Origin of the sequence: Sphaerospermopsis kisseleviana CS-549 (assembly GCF_028329225.1) — a bacterium.
GTDB lineage: Bacteria > Cyanobacteriota > Cyanobacteriia > Cyanobacteriales > Nostocaceae > Sphaerospermopsis > Sphaerospermopsis kisseleviana.
Genome location: NZ_JAQMTI010000247.1, coordinates 1 through 20,974, shown reverse-complemented (window position 1 = coordinate 20,974; position 20,974 = coordinate 1). Strand labels below are relative to the sequence as shown.

Genomic DNA, 20,974 nt, shown 5'->3' with positions numbered 1-20,974 from the left:
ACTAATAGGTAATGGGTAATTCAATTTTGGATTTTGGATTTTGGATTATTTTTGTCAACTCCAATCTAAAATATAAAATTATTCTGACTCCTGTACGGGCGTTCGCGAAGCGTGCTGGAAGCATCAGCATTTGGGCGACTAATTATCAATTTGTGTCCCTATTTTCCGAATGCTTCGCCCGTACTCTTTACATAAACACCTCTTCAACGCGAAGCTGGCGTTTAATTTCCGAACTTTTGAGATATTCAATTGGTTCGGAAGGGTTAAAGATTTTGCCATCAAATAGTTGAATTGTTTCTTCTCGTCCAATATCTAAAATGCCCATTTCTCTTGCGGCTGCACCAAATATATCTGGACGACAAACTCTATCAATGACTTCTACCCAGTTTTTGGGGAAAGCTACTAAACCCCATCGGGCTAATTGGGTTAATATCCATAGCATTTCATTACGGTCGGGATAGTTGGCTTTATGGAAATAAAATTGATGGGAAGTTTGTTTTTGATGGTGATTATTTTGTGGGTAATTATCTATTAAACCAGAATCTAAATCTAAATTAGTTAATGTGAGAACTTCTTCCCGGTTACGAGTGTCGTCACAATATTCACAGGCTGCTAATAGGGCTTTTATTAATGCTAAATGTGTTTGTGGATTTTCTTGCGCCCAGTCTTCTCGCACTCCTAAAATTTTATCAGGATGTCCATTCCAAAGTTCTGATGTGATGGCAATAATAGAACCTATATTTTCTGCAATTGCGTGTGTGTTCCAAGGTTCTCCAACACAGTAACCATCAATTTTTTTATCTTTTAAAGCATTCACCATTTCCTCTGGTGAAATTGTCATTAAACTGACATCTATATCTGGTTCAATTCCTCCTGCCGCTAACCAATAGCGTAATAATAAGTTCTGCATTGATGCAGGATGAACAATTCCCAAGGTATTGGTTTTGTCTAGATCAGCGTTGATAATTTTGTGAAATTCAGCTAAATTTGTAACCCCATTATTAAATAATTCTTTGCTGAAAGTAATGGCACTACCATTGCGAGAAAGGGTCATGGCTGTAACCATTGAAATGGGCGTTTTACCACTTGCACCTAATGTCATTGCTAGGGGCATTCCTGCTACCATTTGGGCTGCATCAAGTTTACCTGTAGCTACACCTTTAGCAATTTCTTTCCAGCTATTTTCGGCTTGAAGGTTGACTTCTAAACCGTATTGTGCAAAGAAACCTTTTTCTTTGGCAATTATTAAAGGTGCGGCTTGGGTGAGGGGAATATAGCCAATTTCTAAATGTACTTTTTCTAAATTTTTGTTAGAAATAATTGCTGGGGCTGTGGGTTGTTTTTGGCGTTTTTTTGCTTGTTTTTGTTGGTTGAGGAAGTAGATCATTTCGTTCCGCAAGTTGTAATAACTGGGATGGTTAACTACTTCCAGACGTTGACGGGGACGGGGAATAGGAACTTCTAAAATTTGCCCAATATGTGCTTCTGGTCCATTGGTTAACATAACAATGCGATCGCTCAATAATAAAGCTTCATCAACATCATGTGTCACCATCACAGAGGTAATTTTGTGTTCATTACAAATTTTCATTAATTGTTCTTGTAAATTACCTCTGGTTAACGCATCCAAAGCACCAAAAGGTTCATCTAATAACAACAATTTCGGACGAGTAGCTAAAGCACGGGCGATCGCAACTCGTTGTTTCATCCCCCCAGATAACTCACTAGGATGTTTGTTAGCTGCACGTCGTAAACCCACCAGATCAATATGTTCTTCTATTATTTCTCGACGTTCTCTTAAAGGTAAATTTTGATGTACTTCATCAACAGCTAAAGCAATATTTTCTCTTACAGTTAACCAAGGAAGTAAGGAATAATTTTGAAAAACTACCATCCGATCTGGACCAGGTTCTCTAACTTCTCTACCCTCCAAAGTCACCCCACCAATACTAGCTCTATCTAAGCCAGCAATAATATTAAGTAAAGTGGACTTACCACAACCAGAATGACCAATTAAAGAAATAAATTCACCCTGGCGAATTTTCAACTCTATATTTTTTAAAGCGATATATTTACCACCATTAGGGAGGTTAAATATTCTGTCTACGTGGTCAATTTCTAAAAAAGTCTTCATAGGTTTAGCAATGGGTAATTGGTGTTCGTTTAGATCCCCGACTTCTTTTTCAGGCTGTAATTAAATTATAAATAGATGTTATAAGTCGGGGATCTGAGAATTATTTGTGTTCTGTTTGCACAACTTTATCAGCAATAAAATCCACCATTCTATCTAACAATAAACCCACCAAACCAACATAAACTAACGCAATAATAATCTCACTCAAATTAGTTTCTGTACTCGTGTTGTAGGCATCCCAAATAAACGAACCAATACCCACACCACCAACTAACATTTCTGCTGCGACAATTGCCAACCAAGATAAACCAATACCAATTCTCAAACCTGTGAAAATATAAGGAACAGTTGCCGGGAACACAATTTTCAAGAAATATTTGTCCTTACGTAAACGTAAAACGCGAGCCACATTTACATAATCTTGGGGAATATTTTGTACACCCACAGTTGTATTAATTAAAATCGGCCAAATTGAAGTAATAAAAATTACGAAAATTGCCGAAGGGTTAGCTTGTTGAAAAGCAGCGAGAGAAATAGGCAACCAAGCCAAAGGAGGAATAGTTCTTAATACTTGAAAAATTGGATCTACAGCATTATATAAAAACTTATTCACCCCAATAAATATTCCTAAAACCACCCCTACAACTGCTGCTAAGGAAAAACCTAAAGCTACCCGTCCTAAACTGGTCAATATTTGCCAACCTAAACCCTTATCACTGCCACCATTATCAAAAAAAGGCTGAATAATAAAAGGGTCCCAAGTTTCAGAAAATGTTTCAATCGGACCAGGTAACTGAAAACCAGGAATTAAACAAAGTAATTCCCACAAAACCAGAAAAATCAATAAACCAAAGATTGGTGGTATTACTTTATTTACTAAAAACTTATTAATTACTTTCTGCTGTTTACTACTAACTCTACGACTTCCAACACTAGCAGCCATTTCTTACTCCTTAATTCTCTTTTCTCTGCGCCTCTGGGTGAACCTGAAAAATTGAATAAATATACCAAAGGTAACGGGTAGGGGTAATTCATGAATTACCCCTACTACTTAAACTTTCTTAAGTTGTAAACTCTTTAAATACTCTTCTGGTTTTTCTGGATCAAATTTTACCCCATCAAAAAATGTTTCCACACCACGGGAAGAACTTGTAGGAATTTCTGCTGCTGCTACTCCTAAAGCTGTAGCTGCTTTTTTCCATAAATCTTCTCTATTTACCTGATCAACCATTTCTTTGATTTTCGTATCTTTAGGTAAATAACCCCAACGAATTTCTTCAGTTAAGAACCAAGTATCATGACTCTTATAGGGATAGGAAGCATTATCAGCCCAGAATTTCATCCGATAGGCAAAGTTTTCTTCCTTGCGTCCATCACCATAATCAATATTACCTTTAGAACGTTCTAAAATGTCAGCCACAGCCACATTAAAGTATTTTCTGTCAGCACAAATTTTACACATTTCCTCTTTATTTTCTGGCTTTTCACACCATTGTTGTGCTTCCATAATTGCCATTAATAATGCTTGTGCTGCGTTAGGATTTTTGTCAACCCAATCTTTTCGCATAGCAAAAGCTTTTTCGGGATGATCATTCCATAATTCACCAGTAGTTAAAGCAGTATAACCTAATTTTTGGCTAACTAATTGCGCGTTCCAAGGTTCACCTACACAGAAAGCATCAACAGTACCAACTTTCATATTAGCTACCATTTGTGGTGGTGGAACTGCTTCTAAAACCACATCTTGATCAGGATTAATACCACCAGCAGCTAACCAATAACGAATCCATAAATCATGAGTACCACCGGGAAAAGTTATGGCAACTTTCATAGATTTATTATCAGCTTTGGCTTTATTTACAGCGTCTTTTAAAGCTTTACTTTGTAAGCCGACTTTTAAATCTTTTAATTTTTCAGCCACAGAAATAGCTTGACCGTTGGTATTTAATCTGGCCAATAGATACATTGGAACTTTATCATTAATGGTCATTAAATAAGGCATTGGACTGAGAATATGTGCGCCATCAATACCACCACCAGATGAGCCAATTTTCAGGTTATCGCGTGTTACTGGCCAGGATTTTTGTTTGCTAACTTCTACATCAGTCATGCCATATTTAGCAAAAAAACCTTTTTCTTTGGCAATAATTAAAGGTGCAGCATCAGTTAAAGCAATAAATCCTAATTTAGCTTTGGTTGTTTCTACTTTTGGAGCATTACTAACTGTGGAATTGTTAGCAAGTTGGGCAGTGGAAGAAGCTGCACTATCTGTTGTTGCTGACTGAGAGTTATTAGATGAACAACCGTGCGCTATAATGGAAGTCGCTGCCGCTAAACTGGAAGTAATAATAAATTTTCTGCGGGAAATATTGCTCATTTTCAACTCTCAGTTGTTCGATTTTAGATTTTGGATTTTAGATTTATGCTAATAGAAAATCATTGCCCAGGTTTGATTGGGGTTTTCAATGATGTCTATATTTTTCGGTTTATTTAATGGGAAATTAAGGCTTCTTCCCGAACTTTTGCACCGAAGTTTTGAATGAGTATTTCTTTTAATATGGGTTGTACATCTTCACAAGGAACGCTTTTTTGTACACAAGTTCCTAGTTTAGCATCTTTACCAACTTTTCCACCCATATAAATGTCAACACCTTCTACTGTTTGCCCATTTTTACGGACTTTTGTACCCATTAAGCCAATATCTGCTACTTGGGGTTGTCCGCAAGAATTTGGGCATCCTGTCCAATGAATACGGACGGGTTTTGATAATATTAATTCCCGTTCTAATGCTTTACTCATGGCAACGGCACGATTTTTTGTTTCTATTAATGCGAAGTTACAAAATTGTGCGCCTGTACAAGATACCACTGCTCGCATTAATAAACCAGGATTAACACCAAATTTATTTAACAATGGTTCAGTTAAAAATGTGTTTAAAGCTGAATCGGGAATATTAGGAATAATCGCATTTTGTTCAACTGTAAATCTAATTTCGCCACTGCCATAAACTTCACCTAACCGGGCAAGTTGAAACATATCATCAGCAGATAATCTACCGACAGGAATGTTTAAACCTGCATAATTTAATCCTGGTTGTTTTTGGGGATAAATCCCAATATGATCCCGTTTTTCCCAATCAATTTCGTCTTTTGGTGCTGCGGGTGTGAATGTTTTTCCCCAGCGTTTTTCTACTTCTGAACGGAATTTTTCTAAACCCCATTCATCAATTAACCACATTAACCGGGCTTTTTGACGGTTAAGACGTAAACCATGATCCCGGAATATTTCAACAATGGCTTTACATAAACTAACTACTTCTTCGGGTTTCACCCAAGCATTTAAAGGAATAGCTGCTTCACAACGTTTACCGGAGAAAAAACCACCGACTAAAACATTAAAACCAAATCCTTCTTTAAATGCTGGTACAAATGCTAAATCATTGATTTCTGCGTGAACTGAATTATCTTTTCCTCCAGTTACAGCAATGTTAAATTTACGAGGAAGATTGGTAAATTCTGGGTTTCCTTCACCTTTATTAGTCAGCATATCTTGAATTTGCTGTACTAATTCTCTGGTATCATACAACTCGTTAGCATCTAAACCAGCTACAGGATCACCTGTAATATTACGGATATTATCCATACCGGATTGGATGGCGGTCAAGCCAACGGTGTTAAATTTATTAAAGATGTCAGGAATATCTGAAAAATTGATCCCGCGAAGTTGTATATTTTGTCTGGTCGTGATATCTGCGCTGCCGTCGTCACCGTAACACTGTATCACTTCTGCTAAAACATACATTTGACTGCTGGTGAGAATACCGTTAGGTATCCGCATCCGCATCATAAATTTTCCGGGTGTTACTGGACGAAAAAATACACCTAACCATTTTAGGCGATGGTTGAGGTCGTTTTCGTCCATTGCTTCCCAACCAATTTTCACAAATTCGCTGATTTCGTCTTTAACTGCAAGTCCGTCTTTTTCAGCTTTGAATTTCTCGAATTTATTCAGTTTTTCGGTGGTAGTTGCTGTTTCTGTCATTATGTTGTTTTTTGGGAACAGGACTGAGTTAATTGTTTATCCGTGTTCTTATCGGTGCTGTACTTTCCACTTTTAAGAAAACAACTGATAGTAGTTTCCTGGTTGGTGGTTGTAGCAATTCGATATTGATAAGTTAAGGTGAATTTTCATCACAATTCGTATAGCTTGTTACGAAATTTCTAGAATTATGCAGAAACCGGATATGGGTGTTGCGGGTTTTGCATAATCAATGGTTTTTATGGGTGCAAGTGAGGATAAACAGTAATCTTTAAAAATTTGATAGAATAGGAATAAATGATGATTTCAATGGAAGAAAGATTATGTTATTAACTCAAAATCAACAAGAATCTATGAACGAAAGAATTGAGAAAGTTGTGAAGATTTTGATGGAAGAACGCCCGTTATTTAAGGAAGAATTAAATGCAGAGGAAATGGTGGAAGAGTTATGTAATTTATTTCAGCAAAACTTACCAATTGCGGAGTTTAATAGTATGGATTATCAGGAATTGAAGTCCCGTTGTAGTGGGATTATGACGACAGAAGCAGTAGCAGGGACATTAAATGAATTAACCCCCGAACAATTAGCAATTTTTGATGAAATGATTAAACGGAAGTAGCGAAAATGACTTATTTATTAGATACCAATATTGTCTCCTTAGAACTGAAAAATAATCCCATAATTAAGCAAAAACTAAAACAATTTCAATCGCAAGAAGGATTATTGAGTATCAGTTGTGTTACTTACTTTGAAGTTAAAAGAGGCTTGTTTGCTGTTAACGCAACTAAACAATTAGAAAGATTTGATAATTTTTGTAAGGATTATCAAATCATTTTTTTGGATGATTTAGCAATTGTAGAAAAAGCAGCAGAAGTTCATGCAAATCTCAGGTTAAGAGGTTTACCTATTCAAACGGAAGATATTTTAATTGCTGCAACTGCTATTGTTAAGGGTTTTACTGTGGTTTCTAATGATAGTGATTTGTTGCGGGTTGATGGTTTAAAGATTGAAAATTGGCTAGATGAATAAGGAATTTTTTGTAGAGGTGAAGCAAAAGCTTAATGGTGTCAAATTAATTGAAAAAGAACATATTATTTGTTTGCTTCCGCACCCACCATGAAATGATAGCGAAGCGTGGCGTTAGCCATATTTCATGTGTGCATTTAATTTGTAAACTTGAACAGGCAAGATGCCAGTTCCACAGGAGCTAAGAATATGAGTATTATACAATTTAGCTGCGTAACAGCTTATCAATTATCTGAGTCGTTAAATTAAGGCTACAATAAAATAAATAGCAAAATCCTCACCAGTATATGGTTACATCAACACAACCCAAAACTCAAACCCTATACGATCAAGATTATTACCTGTGGATAAAAACAACTATCAACCAACTTCGCACAGGACAATTTTCTGCTGTTGATTTAGAGAACTTATTAGAAGAATTAGAAACTATGGGTAGAAGTCAGAAGCGAACAATTAAAAGTTTATTAATTAAGCTGCTTGTACATTTACTACAACTCAAATACTGGGAACAGGAAAGAGAACAAAATCAAGGACATTGGAAAGGTGAAATTAGAACATTTAGAATACAAATAAAAGATGAAATCAAAGATAGTCCTAGTTTAAAACCTTACATTTTAGAAATATTTGATGAATGTTATCAAGAGGCTAGAAAAGAAGCATCAGATCGTTCTCAACTTCCCCTTGATACATTCCCTGTTATTCCCATCAGTTCTTTAGAACAAATCTTAGATGAAAACTGGTTTCAGTGAAAATGATTAAAATGAGCGAATTTTCAAAGATTATCTAATTTCCTCCCCTGGTAATTACAAATTGCTGGGGATGTTGTACTGATTTTATTAATGGTTGAGAATCCTGGCAGAAAAGATATTTAGTTGAGAAAACCAAAGGTGAGAAAATATTGTTTTCAATGTTGCCTATGTTTAAGCAATATGTGAGAAATTATCATCAAAATTAACTGTTACAATTAACTTAACTACATTGTGCTATAATCATAATCCAATCAATTAACGGTAAAATCATGAAACTAAAAATCATTGTACATCAAGCAGAAGAAGGCGGATATTGGGCGGAAGTTCCTTCTCTTCCAGGTTGTGCTACTCAAGGAGATTCTTTTGAGGAACTTTTACAAAATTTATATGAAGCTATTGAAGGCTATTTATCAGTAGATATCAATGATATTCAACTACAAGATAATGCTAAGGTTTTAGAAATAGTTATATGAAATCAATGACGGGTAAGGAATTAGCTAAAATCTTGGAAAAACATGATTGGGTATTAATTAGAATCCAAGGAAGTCATCATATTTATGGTAAACCGGGTATGAATGTAAAAATATCTGTGCCTATTCATGGCAATAAAGATATTAAAATAGGATTACTAAGACATTTATTAAAACAAGCGGAATTATTTGATTATCTTGATTAAATTCACGACAAAAATTAATTTATGAGTAATAATAAACAATAGTCAAAAATCAAACCATAAATTACAGCATCTATGAAACGTCGTGAATTTTTCAACTGGGTAGGTTTAGGTTTATTAGCAAGTTCTTTACCTGTAGCGATCGCAGCTTGTACCACAGATACAACCACAACTGCATCTTCCCCTTCTCAGGGTGCTGCTAAAGACTGGCAAAAAATCGGTACTGTGGCAGACTTAGACAAAACAGGGCAATTATTAGTACCAAATTCCCCAGTAGGTGCAGTGTTGGTAGTTGGTACATCTAAAGCTGCAAAAAATTTAATTGCTGTTAACCCTACCTGCACTCATCAAGGTTGTACTGTTGCATGGAAAACAGATAAAAATCAGTTTGTCTGTCCCTGTCATGATGCAAAATTTGCCCGTGATGGTAAAGTGCAAGCAGCACCAGCCGAAAAACCACTAAGAACCTACCTGGCTAAAATTGAAAACGATTCTGTGTTTGTTAAACCAGCTTACTAAAGATTTTTATTACTCAATCAAGCATCAAGATGATTTTATTCTGTACGGGTTTAGCAATGCTAAACTCCTACTGAATTTTGACTGCAATATCAGAAATTTTTACAAAATTTTGTATCATAATCTACTAAAATAATGTAATCAACTTGTTAACTTTGTTAAGTTTATTAAAATTGGGAATGTAATTCCTGCTACCTATGCGTTTAGAGCAGTTACAAGCTTTTTTGGCGATCGCCCAAACTGGCAGTTTTCAACAAGCTGCTAAAAAATGTGGTGTCACCCAATCTACAATTAGCAGACAAATTCAAGGTTTAGAAGCAGATTTAGGTGTAGAACTGTTTCACAGAACCACCCACGCTAAACTCACATTGGGAGGTGAACGTTTACTTCCCCGTGTGCGGAAAATTTGCCAAGAATGGGATACAGCAATTTCAGAATTAACTGATTTAATGGCAGGAAAACAGCCAGAATTATGTATTGCTGCAATTCATTCTCTTTGTGCTTCTTACCTACCGCCAATTTTACAACAGTTTTGTCATGATTATCCAGAAGTGCAATTAAGAGTAACATCATTAGGAAGCGATCGCTCTCTCAAAGTCCTCAAAGATGGACTTGTAGATTTAGCAATAGTCATGCACAATCGCTTTTTGATCACTGGTAAAGAAATGGTCGTACAAACATTATATGATGAACCCATAGAAGTATTAATAGCAGCAAATCATCCCCTGGCGAAATTTGCATCTATACCCTGGAATGAATTAATTAAATATCCCCAGGTAGTATTTAAAGATGGTTATGGAATGCAGCGTTTAATTCAAGATAGATTTGATAAACTAGGAATCAAATTACCCGCAGCTTTAGAAGTAAACACTTTAGATGCTTTTCGCGGAGTAGTTCGTCAAGGAGAACTAATAGCTTTATTACCTTATTCAGCATTAATAGAAGCAAAGTTTGATCCTAGTCTTGCCGTCCGTCCCCTAGCCAATAATAGTAATTTAGGTGATAATTCTAGTTTGACTCGTCGCGTAGTCATGGTAACAACTCAAGACCGTTTACAAATTCCTCCTATTCAACATTTTTGGCAATTAGTAAGTGATAACATTCCCCCAAAATTAGAACAACAGCGCACAGCATCTTAATATTTTAGATTTTAGATTTTAGATTTTAGATTTTAGATTGGAAATAACTGAAGAAAATCCAAAATCCAAAATATAATCCCTATTCCCCATTCCCCATTCCCTAACTAATGACTAATACATTTAAAGAATTTATCCAAAAAGTCGGTAGCGGTAGTCATACTTCAGAAAATTTAACTCGCACTGAAGCTTATACCGGCATGAAAATGATGTTATTAGCTGAAGCTAAACCTGCACAAATTGGAGCTTTTTTAATTGCTCACCGTATTAAACGTCCCACAGGTGAAGAATTAGCAGGAATGTTAGATGCTTATTATGAACTAGGACCAAAATTACAACCAATTAATAATAATAAAATTCCCATTGTACTGGGTATTCCCTATGATGGTAGAACTCGCACTGCACCAATTAATATTATTACAGCTTTATTATTAGCATCTGCGGGACAACCTGTAATTATGCATGGAGGAATTCGCTATCCCACAAAATACGGTTTACCTTTAATAGAAATTTGGCAAAATTTAGGATTAAATTGGACTAATTTATCTCTAGAAAAAATCCAAGAAATATTTAATAAAACTCATCTTGGTTTTATTTACACACCTAACCACTTTCCCCTCACTAACGCTCTTTGGGAATATCGAGAACAATTAGGAAAACGGCCACCATTAGCGACAATGGAATTAATTTGGTGTCCTTATGCTGGTGATGCTCACATTATCGCCGGTTTTGTCCATCCACCCACTGAAGCCATGTTTCAAACTGCTTTAGATTTACAAGGCGTAAAAAAATATACCTTTGTCAAAGGTTTAGAAGGTAGTTGTGACTTACCACGCGATCGCACAGCAATTATTGGCGTGTCATCTTCCACAACACAAGAAATAGAAAGGTTACACCTTGCACCCCGTGAATATGGTTTTACCCCCAAAAACGTCCCCCTGGGTACAACCGAAGAACTCATCAAAGATATGCAGTCTGTTCTAGCTGGAAATGACAGCGAACTGATGCAAACAACTTTATGGAATGGAGGCTTTTACCTATGGCACTGTGGCATTTCTCCAGATATGCAAACAGGTATAGACAAAGCCAAAGAATTATTTAGCAGTGGTGTAGTCGCAGCTAAACTACAAGAGGTAATTGAATGAAGAATGAAGAATGGGGAACAAGTAATATTTATTCTGTAACCTGTCACCTGTCACCTACAGATAACACCATTCCTTCACAAGCTAATAAAACATTAGGAAAAGCAGACTTAACTTCATCCTGAATTTTATCCAGAAAATAATCATCATCATCTGGGTGATGGTGAGATATAATCAATTTTTTCACATTAGCACTTTGCGCTAAATCTACTGGAGTTTTCCAGAGTAATTCAGCATATTCATGATTTTTATTGGTAGGCGGAGTATAAGTAGCATTAGTAACCAATAAATCAACACCTTGAATAATGGGCAAAATCTGGTTTTGCTCTTCTATATCAAGACTATTATGTAAATCTGTAGCGTAGGCAATACTGTGGTTTGCCCAATTTATCCTGTAACCAATTGATCTCTGAGTTTTATTAATTAGTGCGGTTGTAATTTTTACCTCACCTAACTCCACAGCATTACCAGGAGTCATGTTATAAAACAACAACTCTGATTGCATCATTTGTAAAGGGTAGGGAAAGTGAGGTTGGAGCATCTGATCACAGAGGCATTGTTTAATTGATGCACCATTGGAAGCAGCTGTACCGTAAATATGGAAGCAGTTGTCTGTAACAAATGCGGGGGCAAAAAAGGGAAATCCTTGGATACGATTTGATTGGGAGTTGGTAAAAAATAAATGGGCTTCTAGTACCTGTTGTTGTTGTTGCCAAGTTTTTCCCAAAATGCGTAAACCAGTACCTCCATCAAAAATCAAGCGTTTTCCTGCTACGTATATTTCTACACAAGCAGTATTACTACCATAGCGGCAGGTGTGACTGTTTGGGGTAGGAATTAAACCTCGTACACCCCAAAATTTAACCCAAAACTCCCCAGCAGGGTGATTGAGCGGAGGAGTTAATTGATCATTGACGTAGTTTTGGGAATCAGAACGCTCAAGATTTGACATTTTCCTTGAACTTAGAGCTTACTGAGCAGATCATCGTAGTTTCTTACTTCTAACATCCGGTTTTTTTCGTCCACAATGACAACCGTAGGAGAGTAATGTTTTAACTCCTCTAGTGTAAACTGCCCGTAAGCCATTATAATCAAGCGATCGCCTATAATGCCTAGCCTTGCGGCCGCTCCATTTAACTCAATGATTCCTGAGTTAGCTGGAGCCGAAATTGCATAAGTAATAAAACGCTTGCCATTAGCATTATTCACTACTTGTACTTGTTCATAGGGTAAAATACCAGCTTTATCTAAAAGAACTTGATCAATACTGATACTACCCACATAGTTAATATTTGCCCCTGTGAGGGTACAGTTATGAATTTTAGCCAAAAGGAGAGTGCGCTGCATTTCGTTTTGGGTTGTTCCGCAACAACCGGGAGTAGTTTTATTCTATTAAACAGGTTTGTGGTTGGTAATGGGTGATTGGTAATTGGTGATTGGGAAGAATGAATTTATTACCCATTACCCATTACCTATTACCCATTACCCATTACCCATTAACCATCATTTATTATTTTTTAGCAGCAGCGATGCACTTTTCGACTAAGGGTGCAACCCTGTCTACATCCTGCCAACCGAGAATTTCTGTTACCTTTTTCTCCAAATTTTTGTAAGAACGGAAAAATTCAGCAATTTCTTCTAAACGGTGGGGATGGATGTCTTTGAGGGAGTTTACATTGGCATAACGTGGATCTTTGGCAGGAACACAAAGAATTTTTTCATCGCGATCGCCACCATCAATCATTTCCAAAAAACCAATTGGTCTTGCAGGAATTATACAACCTGGAAAAGTTGGTTCATCCATTATGACCATCCCATCCAGAGGATCACCATCATCAGCTAAGGTGTTGGGTATAAAGCCATAGTCATAAGGGTATTTTACCGAAGAATAAAGCACCCGGTCTAGGGCAAAAGCGTTTAAATCCTTGTCAAATTCGTATTTATTTTTACTCCCACCTGCTATTTCAATCAAAACATTAATCACACCCGGTTTAGGTTGGGCAGGAATAAGAGATAAATCCACAACAAAACTCCTTCGCTTATAGTGAGAATCCAGGTAGCACGCAGTTTGGCTCCCCGTGTTAGATTTTAGGACAATTGTGCATCTGTTCCCAAGGCTTTAGGCAAAAAATACAGATCCCCGACTTCTGGGAGAAATCAGGGATCTGCTAATGTATGGTTAAATTAAAATTGCTACAGCACAACTAAACTGGATGTAGAAACAGTTATTTATTGCTTCTGGCTAAATCGTATGTCAGGGTTGACGGATGATGATTGGGAACAATAGGTGAAGAATAGTGGGAAATGATAAATACAGGTAGGGTCAGGGTCACGAGTGCGATCGCCGTTCCCACAATGTCTGCCACACGTTGGGAATATGTGTCGGGAGGTTTGGCAGACTGGCTATTTGAATTCATACAAAAAATTTTTTTGTTCCTATCACTTGTAGTTATACTCTTTTTCAGAGAGTTTCATTTCTATTTTAGCTATTTTTCTCAAGTCAAGCTGCTAACTTTAAAGAAACTTATCCTGTTGCAAAAATGGCATAGGAGCTTTTTATACATGGCATTTTTGTTACAAATGAAATATCAAATATCTGCTTCTTCATGGAGTAATTAATATTTTCCGGAAATTCGTTTAACTACATCAAAATCACTTGATTTAGTGATCGTAGTCACAGAATTATTAATTTTATTGTGCATTTACAGCAATTTTAGATTTTAGATTTTAGATTTTAGATTTTCTCGTTCCCAGTCTCAGACTGGGAATGCAATATAGAGGCTCGGCCTCTGATTTTACCAAAGGCAGAGCCTTTGAAAATTCATTCCCATACAGAGTATGGGAACGAGAAGCGAGAAAATTTAGGATATGTTTGAGCTTTTAGCCTTTAGCATAAGCATCCATTGGTTCTTTAATAAACCGGATATAAAGATGCCTAAAAGTGGATTTAATTACACGAGGCATAGCAAAATCAATTGGCATTAAGTTATCAGGTAAACGCCAATCTTCTATTTGCAAAAGTTCAGGAGTTAAATTAGGAAAATCAATTTCACTTAATTCTGGACAAATACCCAATCTTTGAGAAGCTGCGATAGTGGGAACTTGTAAAGGAGCAACCTTGAGAATTTCTAACATTGCCCGATCTAAAGCAAACACATTATCCGATGCTGCTAAAACACCTAAATCACGAGGTTCACCACCACTAGGACCATTACCTTCATGACCAACAATACCATCTAAAATTGTTAAATTGGGGTTAATTGCCCTAGCAGTTTCTACCAACATTTCTCCAAACCTTGTGGTATCTTTTCCCGCCTCAAAATGCCACCAAGCTTTCATTTTTCCAGGCACACAACCAAAGAGATTTTTCACACCCAAAGTTACAGTTAATTGCATATGAGATTTAACTTTGGGTAAGTTAATAATAACATCTGCTTCCATGGCTTCTTTTGATAATAGCAGATGATTAAAATCATCATTCACAGTTTGATAACGTTTACCGTGAAATTCCACAATAGGAATATTCAACTCTTCTAAAATTGGTAATAAACCATTAGCTGTAGCGACACCTTTAGCACTACCAAAAGCGGGACTATCTCCCAAAAATGGTTTACCTCCCACTTCCATCACCATTTCAGCCACAGCGCGGACTAATTCTGGGCGTGTGGTACATTCTTTAGTAGGACGAGAACCGGTGAGTAAATTAGGTTTTAAAAGTACGCGATCGCCCCTTTTCACAAAAGCTGCTATTCCCCCCAAAGGTTCTAATAGCGTGGTTAAGGATTCTCTTAAAGCATCTTGTTCGTAAGATTTAGCCCGAATTAAACTAACGGCTGGTTTTGGTGTCTGCATAATTCATTAATAATTGCGTTAATATATCACAATATAGACTATTTTTAGCTAAAATTCAGGTAAGAGGGAAACAATATATAACACTATGTGAACTATAATTACTGATATTGGTACTTTGAGAGATTCCGCCTTTACCGTCAGTAATGATGGTATTGCTATCGTTAGAGTTCGAGCTTTGTCAATCAATGCTCTCCAAATGTTCAGCGTAAATGAATCAGATAAGTTAACTATCTTTGACAATAATTAAAACGGAGTCCTATACCAAGATGTTTACAAAGAAAAGCTGGCAGAAGTTGAAAATATTTGCAGGTGCATTTTGTGTTATTGCTGTAACACCGTTTTGTGAAGTTAACACCTCTGCAATGGCCGCAGATACAGTAATTATCCGCTATGGTCCTCTAAAAGAATCTGTATCCTTAGCAGAGTTGAAAAAAGCTGTGGAAACTGGCAAATTACCAGATAGTTTAGAACTTTACACCAAAAGAATGACCGAGGAGCAACGCCAGTTTTTACTGGGAGGATTGAAAAACACAATCCCCATCAATGTTGTAACTTTAGATAGATTAATCAATACACAAATTGGTACGACTATTCTCAGTGATATCTCTACGGCTATTAGTCGTAAGGATCAAGCCGGGGTAAAGGCCATAAAGGCGGGATTAATTTTAGGGGCTAATTCCCCACAAGGCTTATCTGTCCTCAGTTTTATTGAGGCGTATCCTAGTAAGCACTTACAAATTAATTTGCCCCAGGCGATTAATGTACTGCGGAATTTGAATAGTGCCTTTTTCCGCACCCAGCAGTTTATGTTGGCGATCGCTCCTTTGCTTAACCCCACAGAAGTGAAATTTAATTCTGCCTTGGACCCTGCGGAAGCAGGAAAAGCAGAAGTACAAACACTTAGCTTAAGTTACAACGACCAAAAGCGACAACGACAAATTCCCGTAGACATTTACTTTTCAACTACGGCAACGGTCAATAAACCCCTAATTGTTTTTTCTCATGGTTTGGGTTCAGTGGGTACTGACTTGCGTTATTTAGCAAAACATTTGGCTTCCCATGGATATGTAGTTGCAGCCCCAGAACATCCTGGAAGTAATGAAGCTAGTAGCAATGCAGCTTACCAAGGTAAAAAACGACTGGTTGAACCCCAAGAATTTTTAGACCGCCCCCGTGATATTAGTTTTATCCTGGATGAATTGGAAAAGCTCAATCAATCACCTAATAATCCCTTACAAGGTAAGCTGGCCACTAATAATGTCATGGTTGTGGGTCATTCCTTTGGAGGTGGTACTGCTTTGGCATTAGCAGGAGGTGAGTTACAAATTGATCACCTCAAACAAAAGTGTCAGCGGAACTTGGTCCAAGGGAGTTTAGGTGAGGTGGTGCAATGTGTAGCCCAAGAATTACCAGAAAAAACCTATCAATTGCGAGATGGGAGGGTGAAACAGGCGATCGCTCTTAATCCCATATCATCTCTGATGTTTGGTGATAGTGGTTTAGCCAAAATACAAATCCCCACATTAGTTTTCGCCAGTTCCGCAGATAAAACCACCCCCGCCTTAACAGAACAAGTCCTGAGTTTTGCTAAAATTCGTTCCCCAAAATGGTTAGTAGGTGTAATTGGGGCTAGTCATTTAAGTGTCAAAGACCCTGATTTTACCGTAGATCAAAGTTACATTCCCGATACTCCCATCTTGAGCCGAGAAATTACTGGTGAACAGGCTAAAGATGTGCGTAAATTTCTCTGTGCTATTACCCTCGCCATGGCTGCACAATTAACCCCTGAAGCTAGTCAATATGCGCCTTTCCTCACGTCTGAATATGCTCAAATCGCCTCAACTCGTCTTTTCCCATTTCGCATAGTCCGAGAACTTCCTCCTCAAGTTCTGGAAATGATGGCGGGTCAGTAGGTAGCTGAGTATATCAAATGATTCCCACAAATGATGATAAACTTCAACTTATATGGGGGTTTAGCACTGCTAAACCCCTACCCAATACTTTTCGGTTAAGCCCAAAACAACGAAATAACGTAGGTTGGGTTGAGGAACGAAACCCAACATTTACAAGGGTTTGTTGGGTTTCCACACGGTAAACCCAACCTGGTTATAAAGGTATAATCGCACTCATTTGTTCCAAATCTAAAACAGCAGCTAATTCTTCCTCAGTCATTAAACCCTTTTCTAAAACTATTTGACGGAGAGACTTTCCTGTTTCCAAAGACTCCTTAGCGACAGCAGCAGCATTAAGATAACCGATGTGAGTATTTAAAGCAGTAACTAAAGCCAAACTACCCTCAGCATAACCTAAACATCTTTCTTTGTTGGCAGTAATTCCTTGAATACAACTGTTAGTTAAAGCCGCAATTGTATTACCTAAAATTTCAATGCTGTGAATTAAATTATAGGCAATAAGAGGCATCATCACATTTAATTCTAATTGTCCTGCTTGTGATCCAAGAGCGATCGCCTGATCATAACCCATCACCTGAAAACATACCATTGATGTCATCTCTGCCATTACGGGATTATACTTACCTGGCATAATGGAAGAACCTGGTTGCACTGGGGGTAGTTGAATTTCCTTAAACCCGGTTTTGGGTCCAGAGTCCATCAAACGCAGGTCATGGGAGATTTTAACTAGATCCTGAGCTAAATTTCGCACAGCACCGGAAACATTCACAAACGCACCCATACTTTGCATCGCGGCCATTAAATGGGGTGCTGGTTCTAAAGGTATTTCTAATAGTTGGGAAAGTGTCTCTACTACCCGTTTCCGGTATTCAGGATGGGTATTCATTCCTGTACCCGCAGCACTTCCACCTAAACCCAAAACCATCAAATCACCGGAAGCGGTGTATAATCGGTTTTGATGTTCGCTGAGAATGTGCGCCCAAGCGCGGAAGTTTTCACCCAAACGCACGGGTACTGCATCCTGTAAATGAGTTCTTCCTGATTTAACGATATCGTGAAATTCCACCGCTTTTGCTTCTAAGGTAGAAATTGCTATTTCCAAAGCAGGGTGTAGAGTTTGGGAAAGTGCTAATAAACCACCGATGCGGATAGCGGTAGGGATGACATCGTTGGTAGACTGACCATAGTTAACATGATCATTAGGACTAACTCGTTTATAATTACCCTTTTCATCTCCCAAAATTTCTAAAGCGCGGTTTGCGAGAACTTCGTTAATGTTCATGTGGTGAGATGTTCCTGCACCTGCTTGGTAAACATCAACTACGAACTGATCACGGAGTTTACCGGCTAAAATTTCATCAACTGCTTGAATGATAGCTTTGCTAATATCTGCGGGAATACAATTTAATTCACCATTGACGATAGCGGTAGCTTTTTTGATATATAAACCTGCGTTGACGTAGGTGTGTAGAGGTTTTAAACCACTGATGGGAAAATTTTCAACAGCGCGTTGGGTTTGAATACCATAATAGACGTTGTTGGGTATTTGGCGATCGCCCATCGAGTCCCGTTCAATGCGAAAATCTGTATTGTTAGTCATAGTGTGTCGTAGGTTATCTGAAAATACAGATCATCCCACGTGAGGATGCTAAAAGCCTAATTTAGCAATCTTTTTTAGGATAAACTTGGGTTAAATACTAAAAGGTAAAAATATTATGGTAACAACACCCACTCGTAAATTAACTTTAGCAGAATTTTTACAACTACCAGAAACCAAACCAGCAAGCGAATATATTAACGGAGAAATAATTCAAAAAACCATGCCACAAGGTAAACATAGCAGATTACAAGGGAAAACAGTTAATGCGATTAACAATGTAGTTGAAGATGCTAAAATTGCTTTAGCATTTCCAGAGTTAAGATGTACATTTGGGGGACGTTCCATAGTTCCTGACATAGCGGTATTTGCATGGGATAGAATACCCGTAGATGAAAAAGGTAACATTGAAAATGCTTTTAATACCCATCCAGACTGGACAATTGAAATTCTTTCTCCAGAACAAAGTATAGCCAAACCCACCAAAAATATTTTACATTGTTTAAATCATGGTACTAGCTTAGGTTGGTTAATTATTCCCGAAGAATATAATATCATAATTTATCCCCAAAACCAACAACCAATTTATTTAGAAAATGAAACAGACATATTACCAGTTCCCGAAATAATGAAAGATTTACATTTAACATTAGGAGAATTATTTGAATGCTTAAAATTAAAATAGATACAAAATATTCCCGACTTATTATAAAACCTCTTTGTGTTCTTTGTGTTCTTTGCGTACTTTGCGGTTCGTTCATAAAAAACCTGTAATAAAACGAAAAAACCGAAAATAACAAACTTTAAAAATCATGAACATACCAAACACAATCACCTTTTCCCGACTCATAGGAATACCATTTTTATTATATGGCTTATATATTCCCACACCCCAAGCTAAATGGGTCTGTTTAACCATCTTTTTAATAGCAGCATTAACAGACTGGTTAGATGGATATTTAGCCAGAAAACTGAACCAAATTACAGACTTAGGAAAATTTCTAGATCCATTAGTAGATAAACTCTTGGTACTAGCACCATTATTAGTATTAGTAGAACTAGGAAAAATCCCAGCTTGGGGAGTATTTATAATATTAGCACGAGAATTAGCCATAGCAGGTTGGCGTGTTAATCAAACCACTATCAGCGGTGCGAATATTTGGGGTAAATTAAAAACAGTCAGTCAAATTATCGCCATAGCTTTACTCATAGCACCTTTATCAGCAGCTTGGCAAATTCCGGCTTTGATTGCCTTTTGGGTATCTATAATATTAACAGTAATTTCGGGAATAATTTATCTAATACCAGCAAAAAAAGAACACTAAACAAGAACAAATCAAGGATAAATAATATGTATCAAACAGATCCACCAATTCCTGCTCAAGAAACCCTCCCTACCATGTATGATCTTCCTAGTGAGTACGTGGAGTATTCAGGGTTGCCTGACGAATTTCATCTTTTACAACCGAGACTGTTAACAGATACCTTTTTACCTCCTAATTATCCCCCAGATCAGGTATTTGTAGCGTCAGATTTAAATCTTTATTATGATACTCGTAATCCATTATGGTATAAAAGACCTGATTGGTTTGCGGTGGTTGGTGTTTCTCGTTTGTTTGATCAACGAGAATTACGTTTAAGTTATGTAATGTGGCAAGAAATCATTGCTCCTCTTGTCATGGTAGAATTATTATCACCAAAAACAGAGAAAGAAGATTTAGGCAGAACTTTGAGAGAAGTTAACCAACCGCCTACAAAATGGGAAGTGTATGAAAGAATTGTCAGAGTACCTTATTATATTATTTTTGATAGATACACTGATAAATTACAAGCATTTCAATTAGTGGCAGATCGCTATGAAGAAATAGATGTGAGTTCTGGTAAAATTTGGATGCCAGGAATAGAGTTAGGTTTGGGACTTTGGCAAGGCAGCTTTGAAGGTATTGAACGTTTATGGTTACGCTGGTATGATAGCACGGGAAACTGGGTTCTTACCCCTGTGGAAAAGGAAAGAAAACGGGGTGATAAATTAGCGGCAAAGTTACGAGAATTGGGAATTAATCCTGATGATTTGTAATTACAGGTGACAGGTGACAGGTGACATTTAAGAGGGAATAGAGAATAGGAATGTTCTTTATCCTGACTCCTGACTCCTGACTCCTGACTCCTGACTCCTGACTCCTGACTCCTGACTCAT

At 37.3% G+C, this 20,974-nt stretch carries 22 protein-coding genes; 12 read left to right on the top strand and 10 right to left on the bottom strand.

Annotation, left to right across the window (positions count from 1 at the left end):
• Positions 1–187 precede the first annotated feature (187 nt).
• From PN497_RS19120 to PN497_RS19105, 4 genes are all read right to left on the bottom strand, one after another.
• Positions 188–2,134: an ABC transporter ATP-binding/substrate-binding protein gene (locus PN497_RS19120; protein ID WP_096570523.1), complete on the bottom strand. Its 1,947-nt coding sequence runs from the start codon at positions 2,132–2,134 to the stop codon at positions 188–190.
• Positions 2,135–2,234: 100 nt separating this feature from the next.
• Positions 2,235–3,077: a nitrate ABC transporter permease gene (gene ntrB / locus PN497_RS19115; RefSeq protein ID WP_096570521.1), complete on the bottom strand. Its 843-nt coding sequence runs from the start codon at positions 3,075–3,077 to the stop codon at positions 2,235–2,237.
• 108 nt (positions 3,078–3,185) lie between these two features.
• The gene (locus PN497_RS19110) at positions 3,186–4,511 is read right to left on the bottom strand and encodes a CmpA/NrtA family ABC transporter substrate-binding protein (RefSeq protein ID WP_096570519.1); all 1,326 of its coding nucleotides are present in this window, start codon (positions 4,509–4,511) and stop codon (positions 3,186–3,188) included.
• Between the two features lie 113 nt (positions 4,512–4,624).
• Entirely contained in the window at positions 4,625–6,175 is a 1,551-nt protein-coding gene (locus tag PN497_RS19105; RefSeq protein WP_096570517.1) for a ferredoxin--nitrite reductase, read from the bottom strand.
• Positions 6,176–6,495: 320 nt separating this feature from the next.
• Here PN497_RS19105 and PN497_RS19100 point away from each other — a divergent pair, with 320 nt between their 5' ends.
• The 8 genes from PN497_RS19100 to PN497_RS19065 all read left to right on the top strand — a co-directional run bounded on the left by PN497_RS19100 (position 6,496) and on the right by PN497_RS19065 (position 11,418).
• Entirely contained in the window at positions 6,496–6,792 is a 297-nt protein-coding gene (locus PN497_RS19100; RefSeq protein ID WP_096570515.1) for a hypothetical protein, read from the top strand.
• Between the two features lie 5 nt (positions 6,793–6,797).
• The gene (locus tag PN497_RS19095; protein WP_096570513.1) at positions 6,798–7,202 is read left to right on the top strand and encodes a type II toxin-antitoxin system VapC family toxin; all 405 of its coding nucleotides are present in this window, start codon (positions 6,798–6,800) and stop codon (positions 7,200–7,202) included.
• A 284-nt stretch (positions 7,203–7,486) separates the two neighbouring features.
• On the top strand, positions 7,487–7,948 hold the full coding sequence (locus PN497_RS19090) for a DUF29 domain-containing protein (RefSeq protein WP_096570511.1): 462 nt from the start codon (positions 7,487–7,489) through the stop codon (positions 7,946–7,948).
• Between the two features lie 269 nt (positions 7,949–8,217).
• Complete coding sequence (locus PN497_RS19085; RefSeq protein ID WP_096570509.1) at positions 8,218–8,421, top strand: type II toxin-antitoxin system HicB family antitoxin; 204 nt, start codon at positions 8,218–8,220, stop codon at positions 8,419–8,421.
• Positions 8,418–8,624, top strand: a complete 207-nt coding sequence (locus PN497_RS19080; RefSeq protein WP_096570507.1) for a type II toxin-antitoxin system HicA family toxin — start codon at positions 8,418–8,420, stop codon at positions 8,622–8,624. The genes PN497_RS19085 and PN497_RS19080 overlap by 4 nt, the downstream gene beginning before the upstream one ends.
• A 72-nt stretch (positions 8,625–8,696) precedes the next feature.
• The gene (locus tag PN497_RS19075) at positions 8,697–9,140 is read left to right on the top strand and encodes a QcrA and Rieske domain-containing protein (RefSeq protein WP_096570505.1); all 444 of its coding nucleotides are present in this window, start codon (positions 8,697–8,699) and stop codon (positions 9,138–9,140) included.
• Positions 9,141–9,334: 194 nt separating this feature from the next.
• Positions 9,335–10,276, top strand: coding sequence for a LysR family transcriptional regulator (locus PN497_RS19070; protein ID WP_096570503.1), 942 nt, complete (start codon positions 9,335–9,337; stop codon positions 10,274–10,276).
• Between the two features lie 107 nt (positions 10,277–10,383).
• Positions 10,384–11,418 carry an anthranilate phosphoribosyltransferase family protein gene (locus PN497_RS19065; protein ID WP_096570502.1) on the top strand — a complete coding sequence of 345 codons (1,035 nt, stop codon included), beginning with the start codon at positions 10,384–10,386 and terminating at the stop codon, positions 11,416–11,418.
• 43 nt (positions 11,419–11,461) lie between these two features.
• Here PN497_RS19065 and PN497_RS19060 read toward each other — a convergent pair whose 3' ends face one another.
• The 5 genes from PN497_RS19060 to PN497_RS19040 all read right to left on the bottom strand — a co-directional run bounded on the left by PN497_RS19060 (position 11,462) and on the right by PN497_RS19040 (position 15,267).
• Positions 11,462–12,367, bottom strand: coding sequence for an MBL fold metallo-hydrolase (locus PN497_RS19060; RefSeq protein ID WP_096570500.1), 906 nt, complete (start codon positions 12,365–12,367; stop codon positions 11,462–11,464).
• Between the two features lie 11 nt (positions 12,368–12,378).
• Positions 12,379–12,762 (bottom strand): aspartate 1-decarboxylase, encoded by a 384-nt coding sequence (gene panD / locus PN497_RS19055; protein WP_096570498.1) that lies wholly within the window; start codon positions 12,760–12,762, stop codon positions 12,379–12,381.
• Between the two features lie 163 nt (positions 12,763–12,925).
• A complete protein-coding gene (locus PN497_RS19050; protein WP_096570496.1) occupies positions 12,926–13,438 on the bottom strand; it encodes an inorganic diphosphatase in 513 nt (170 codons plus the stop codon).
• Between the two features lie 202 nt (positions 13,439–13,640).
• Entirely contained in the window at positions 13,641–13,832 is a 192-nt protein-coding gene (locus tag PN497_RS19045) for a hypothetical protein (protein ID WP_096570494.1), read from the bottom strand.
• Positions 13,833–14,295: 463 nt separating this feature from the next.
• Entirely contained in the window at positions 14,296–15,267 is a 972-nt protein-coding gene (locus tag PN497_RS19040; RefSeq protein ID WP_096570492.1) for a DUF362 domain-containing protein, read from the bottom strand.
• Positions 15,268–15,533: 266 nt separating this feature from the next.
• Here PN497_RS19040 and PN497_RS19035 point away from each other — a divergent pair, with 266 nt between their 5' ends.
• Positions 15,534–17,180, top strand: a complete 1,647-nt coding sequence (locus tag PN497_RS19035) for an alpha/beta hydrolase (protein ID WP_096570490.1) — start codon at positions 15,534–15,536, stop codon at positions 17,178–17,180.
• 193 nt (positions 17,181–17,373) lie between these two features.
• Here PN497_RS19035 and PN497_RS19030 read toward each other — a convergent pair whose 3' ends face one another.
• Positions 17,374–18,780 carry an aspartate ammonia-lyase gene (locus PN497_RS19030; RefSeq protein ID WP_096570488.1) on the bottom strand — a complete coding sequence of 469 codons (1,407 nt, stop codon included), beginning with the start codon at positions 18,778–18,780 and terminating at the stop codon, positions 17,374–17,376.
• A 115-nt stretch (positions 18,781–18,895) separates the two neighbouring features.
• Between PN497_RS19030 and PN497_RS19025 the strand changes: the two genes are divergently transcribed.
• The 3 genes from PN497_RS19025 (at position 18,896) to PN497_RS19015 (ending at position 20,854) form a co-directional block, all read left to right on the top strand.
• Positions 18,896–19,462: a Uma2 family endonuclease gene (locus PN497_RS19025; RefSeq protein WP_096570486.1), complete on the top strand. Its 567-nt coding sequence runs from the start codon at positions 18,896–18,898 to the stop codon at positions 19,460–19,462.
• A 127-nt stretch (positions 19,463–19,589) separates the two neighbouring features.
• Positions 19,590–20,102: a CDP-diacylglycerol--glycerol-3-phosphate 3-phosphatidyltransferase gene (gene pgsA / locus PN497_RS19020; RefSeq protein ID WP_096570484.1), complete on the top strand. Its 513-nt coding sequence runs from the start codon at positions 19,590–19,592 to the stop codon at positions 20,100–20,102.
• Positions 20,103–20,128: 26 nt separating this feature from the next.
• The gene (locus PN497_RS19015; protein WP_096570482.1) at positions 20,129–20,854 is read left to right on the top strand and encodes a Uma2 family endonuclease; all 726 of its coding nucleotides are present in this window, start codon (positions 20,129–20,131) and stop codon (positions 20,852–20,854) included.
• Positions 20,855–20,974 lie beyond the last annotated feature (120 nt).

Coding starts and splice junctions, on each gene's coding strand:
- PN497_RS19025 (WP_096570486.1), top strand. CDS start 18,896: ATGGTAACAACACCCACTCGTAAATTAACTTTAGCAGAATTTTTACAA.
- PN497_RS19120 (WP_096570523.1), bottom strand. CDS start 2,134: ATGAAGACTTTTTTAGAAATTGACCACGTAGACAGAATATTTAACCTC.
- PN497_RS19090 (WP_096570511.1), top strand. CDS start 7,487: ATGGTTACATCAACACAACCCAAAACTCAAACCCTATACGATCAAGAT.
- PN497_RS19030 (WP_096570488.1), bottom strand. CDS start 18,780: ATGACTAACAATACAGATTTTCGCATTGAACGGGACTCGATGGGCGAT.
- PN497_RS19015 (WP_096570482.1), top strand. CDS start 20,129: ATGTATCAAACAGATCCACCAATTCCTGCTCAAGAAACCCTCCCTACC.
- PN497_RS19040 (WP_096570492.1), bottom strand. CDS start 15,267: ATGCAGACACCAAAACCAGCCGTTAGTTTAATTCGGGCTAAATCTTAC.
- PN497_RS19105 (WP_096570517.1), bottom strand. CDS start 6,175: ATGACAGAAACAGCAACTACCACCGAAAAACTGAATAAATTCGAGAAA.
- PN497_RS19065 (WP_096570502.1), top strand. CDS start 10,384: ATGACTAATACATTTAAAGAATTTATCCAAAAAGTCGGTAGCGGTAGT.
- PN497_RS19060 (WP_096570500.1), bottom strand. CDS start 12,367: ATGTCAAATCTTGAGCGTTCTGATTCCCAAAACTACGTCAATGATCAA.
- PN497_RS19100 (WP_096570515.1), top strand. CDS start 6,496: ATGTTATTAACTCAAAATCAACAAGAATCTATGAACGAAAGAATTGAG.
- PN497_RS19095 (WP_096570513.1), top strand. CDS start 6,798: ATGACTTATTTATTAGATACCAATATTGTCTCCTTAGAACTGAAAAAT.
- pgsA (WP_096570484.1), top strand. CDS start 19,590: ATGAACATACCAAACACAATCACCTTTTCCCGACTCATAGGAATACCA.
- PN497_RS19075 (WP_096570505.1), top strand. CDS start 8,697: ATGAAACGTCGTGAATTTTTCAACTGGGTAGGTTTAGGTTTATTAGCA.
- PN497_RS19045 (WP_096570494.1), bottom strand. CDS start 13,832: ATGAATTCAAATAGCCAGTCTGCCAAACCTCCCGACACATATTCCCAA.
- PN497_RS19035 (WP_096570490.1), top strand. CDS start 15,534: ATGTTTACAAAGAAAAGCTGGCAGAAGTTGAAAATATTTGCAGGTGCA.
- PN497_RS19085 (WP_096570509.1), top strand. CDS start 8,218: ATGAAACTAAAAATCATTGTACATCAAGCAGAAGAAGGCGGATATTGG.
- PN497_RS19110 (WP_096570519.1), bottom strand. CDS start 4,511: ATGAGCAATATTTCCCGCAGAAAATTTATTATTACTTCCAGTTTAGCG.
- PN497_RS19070 (WP_096570503.1), top strand. CDS start 9,335: ATGCGTTTAGAGCAGTTACAAGCTTTTTTGGCGATCGCCCAAACTGGC.
- panD (WP_096570498.1), bottom strand. CDS start 12,762: ATGCAGCGCACTCTCCTTTTGGCTAAAATTCATAACTGTACCCTCACA.
- ntrB (WP_096570521.1), bottom strand. CDS start 3,077: ATGGCTGCTAGTGTTGGAAGTCGTAGAGTTAGTAGTAAACAGCAGAAA.
- PN497_RS19080 (WP_096570507.1), top strand. CDS start 8,418: ATGAAATCAATGACGGGTAAGGAATTAGCTAAAATCTTGGAAAAACAT.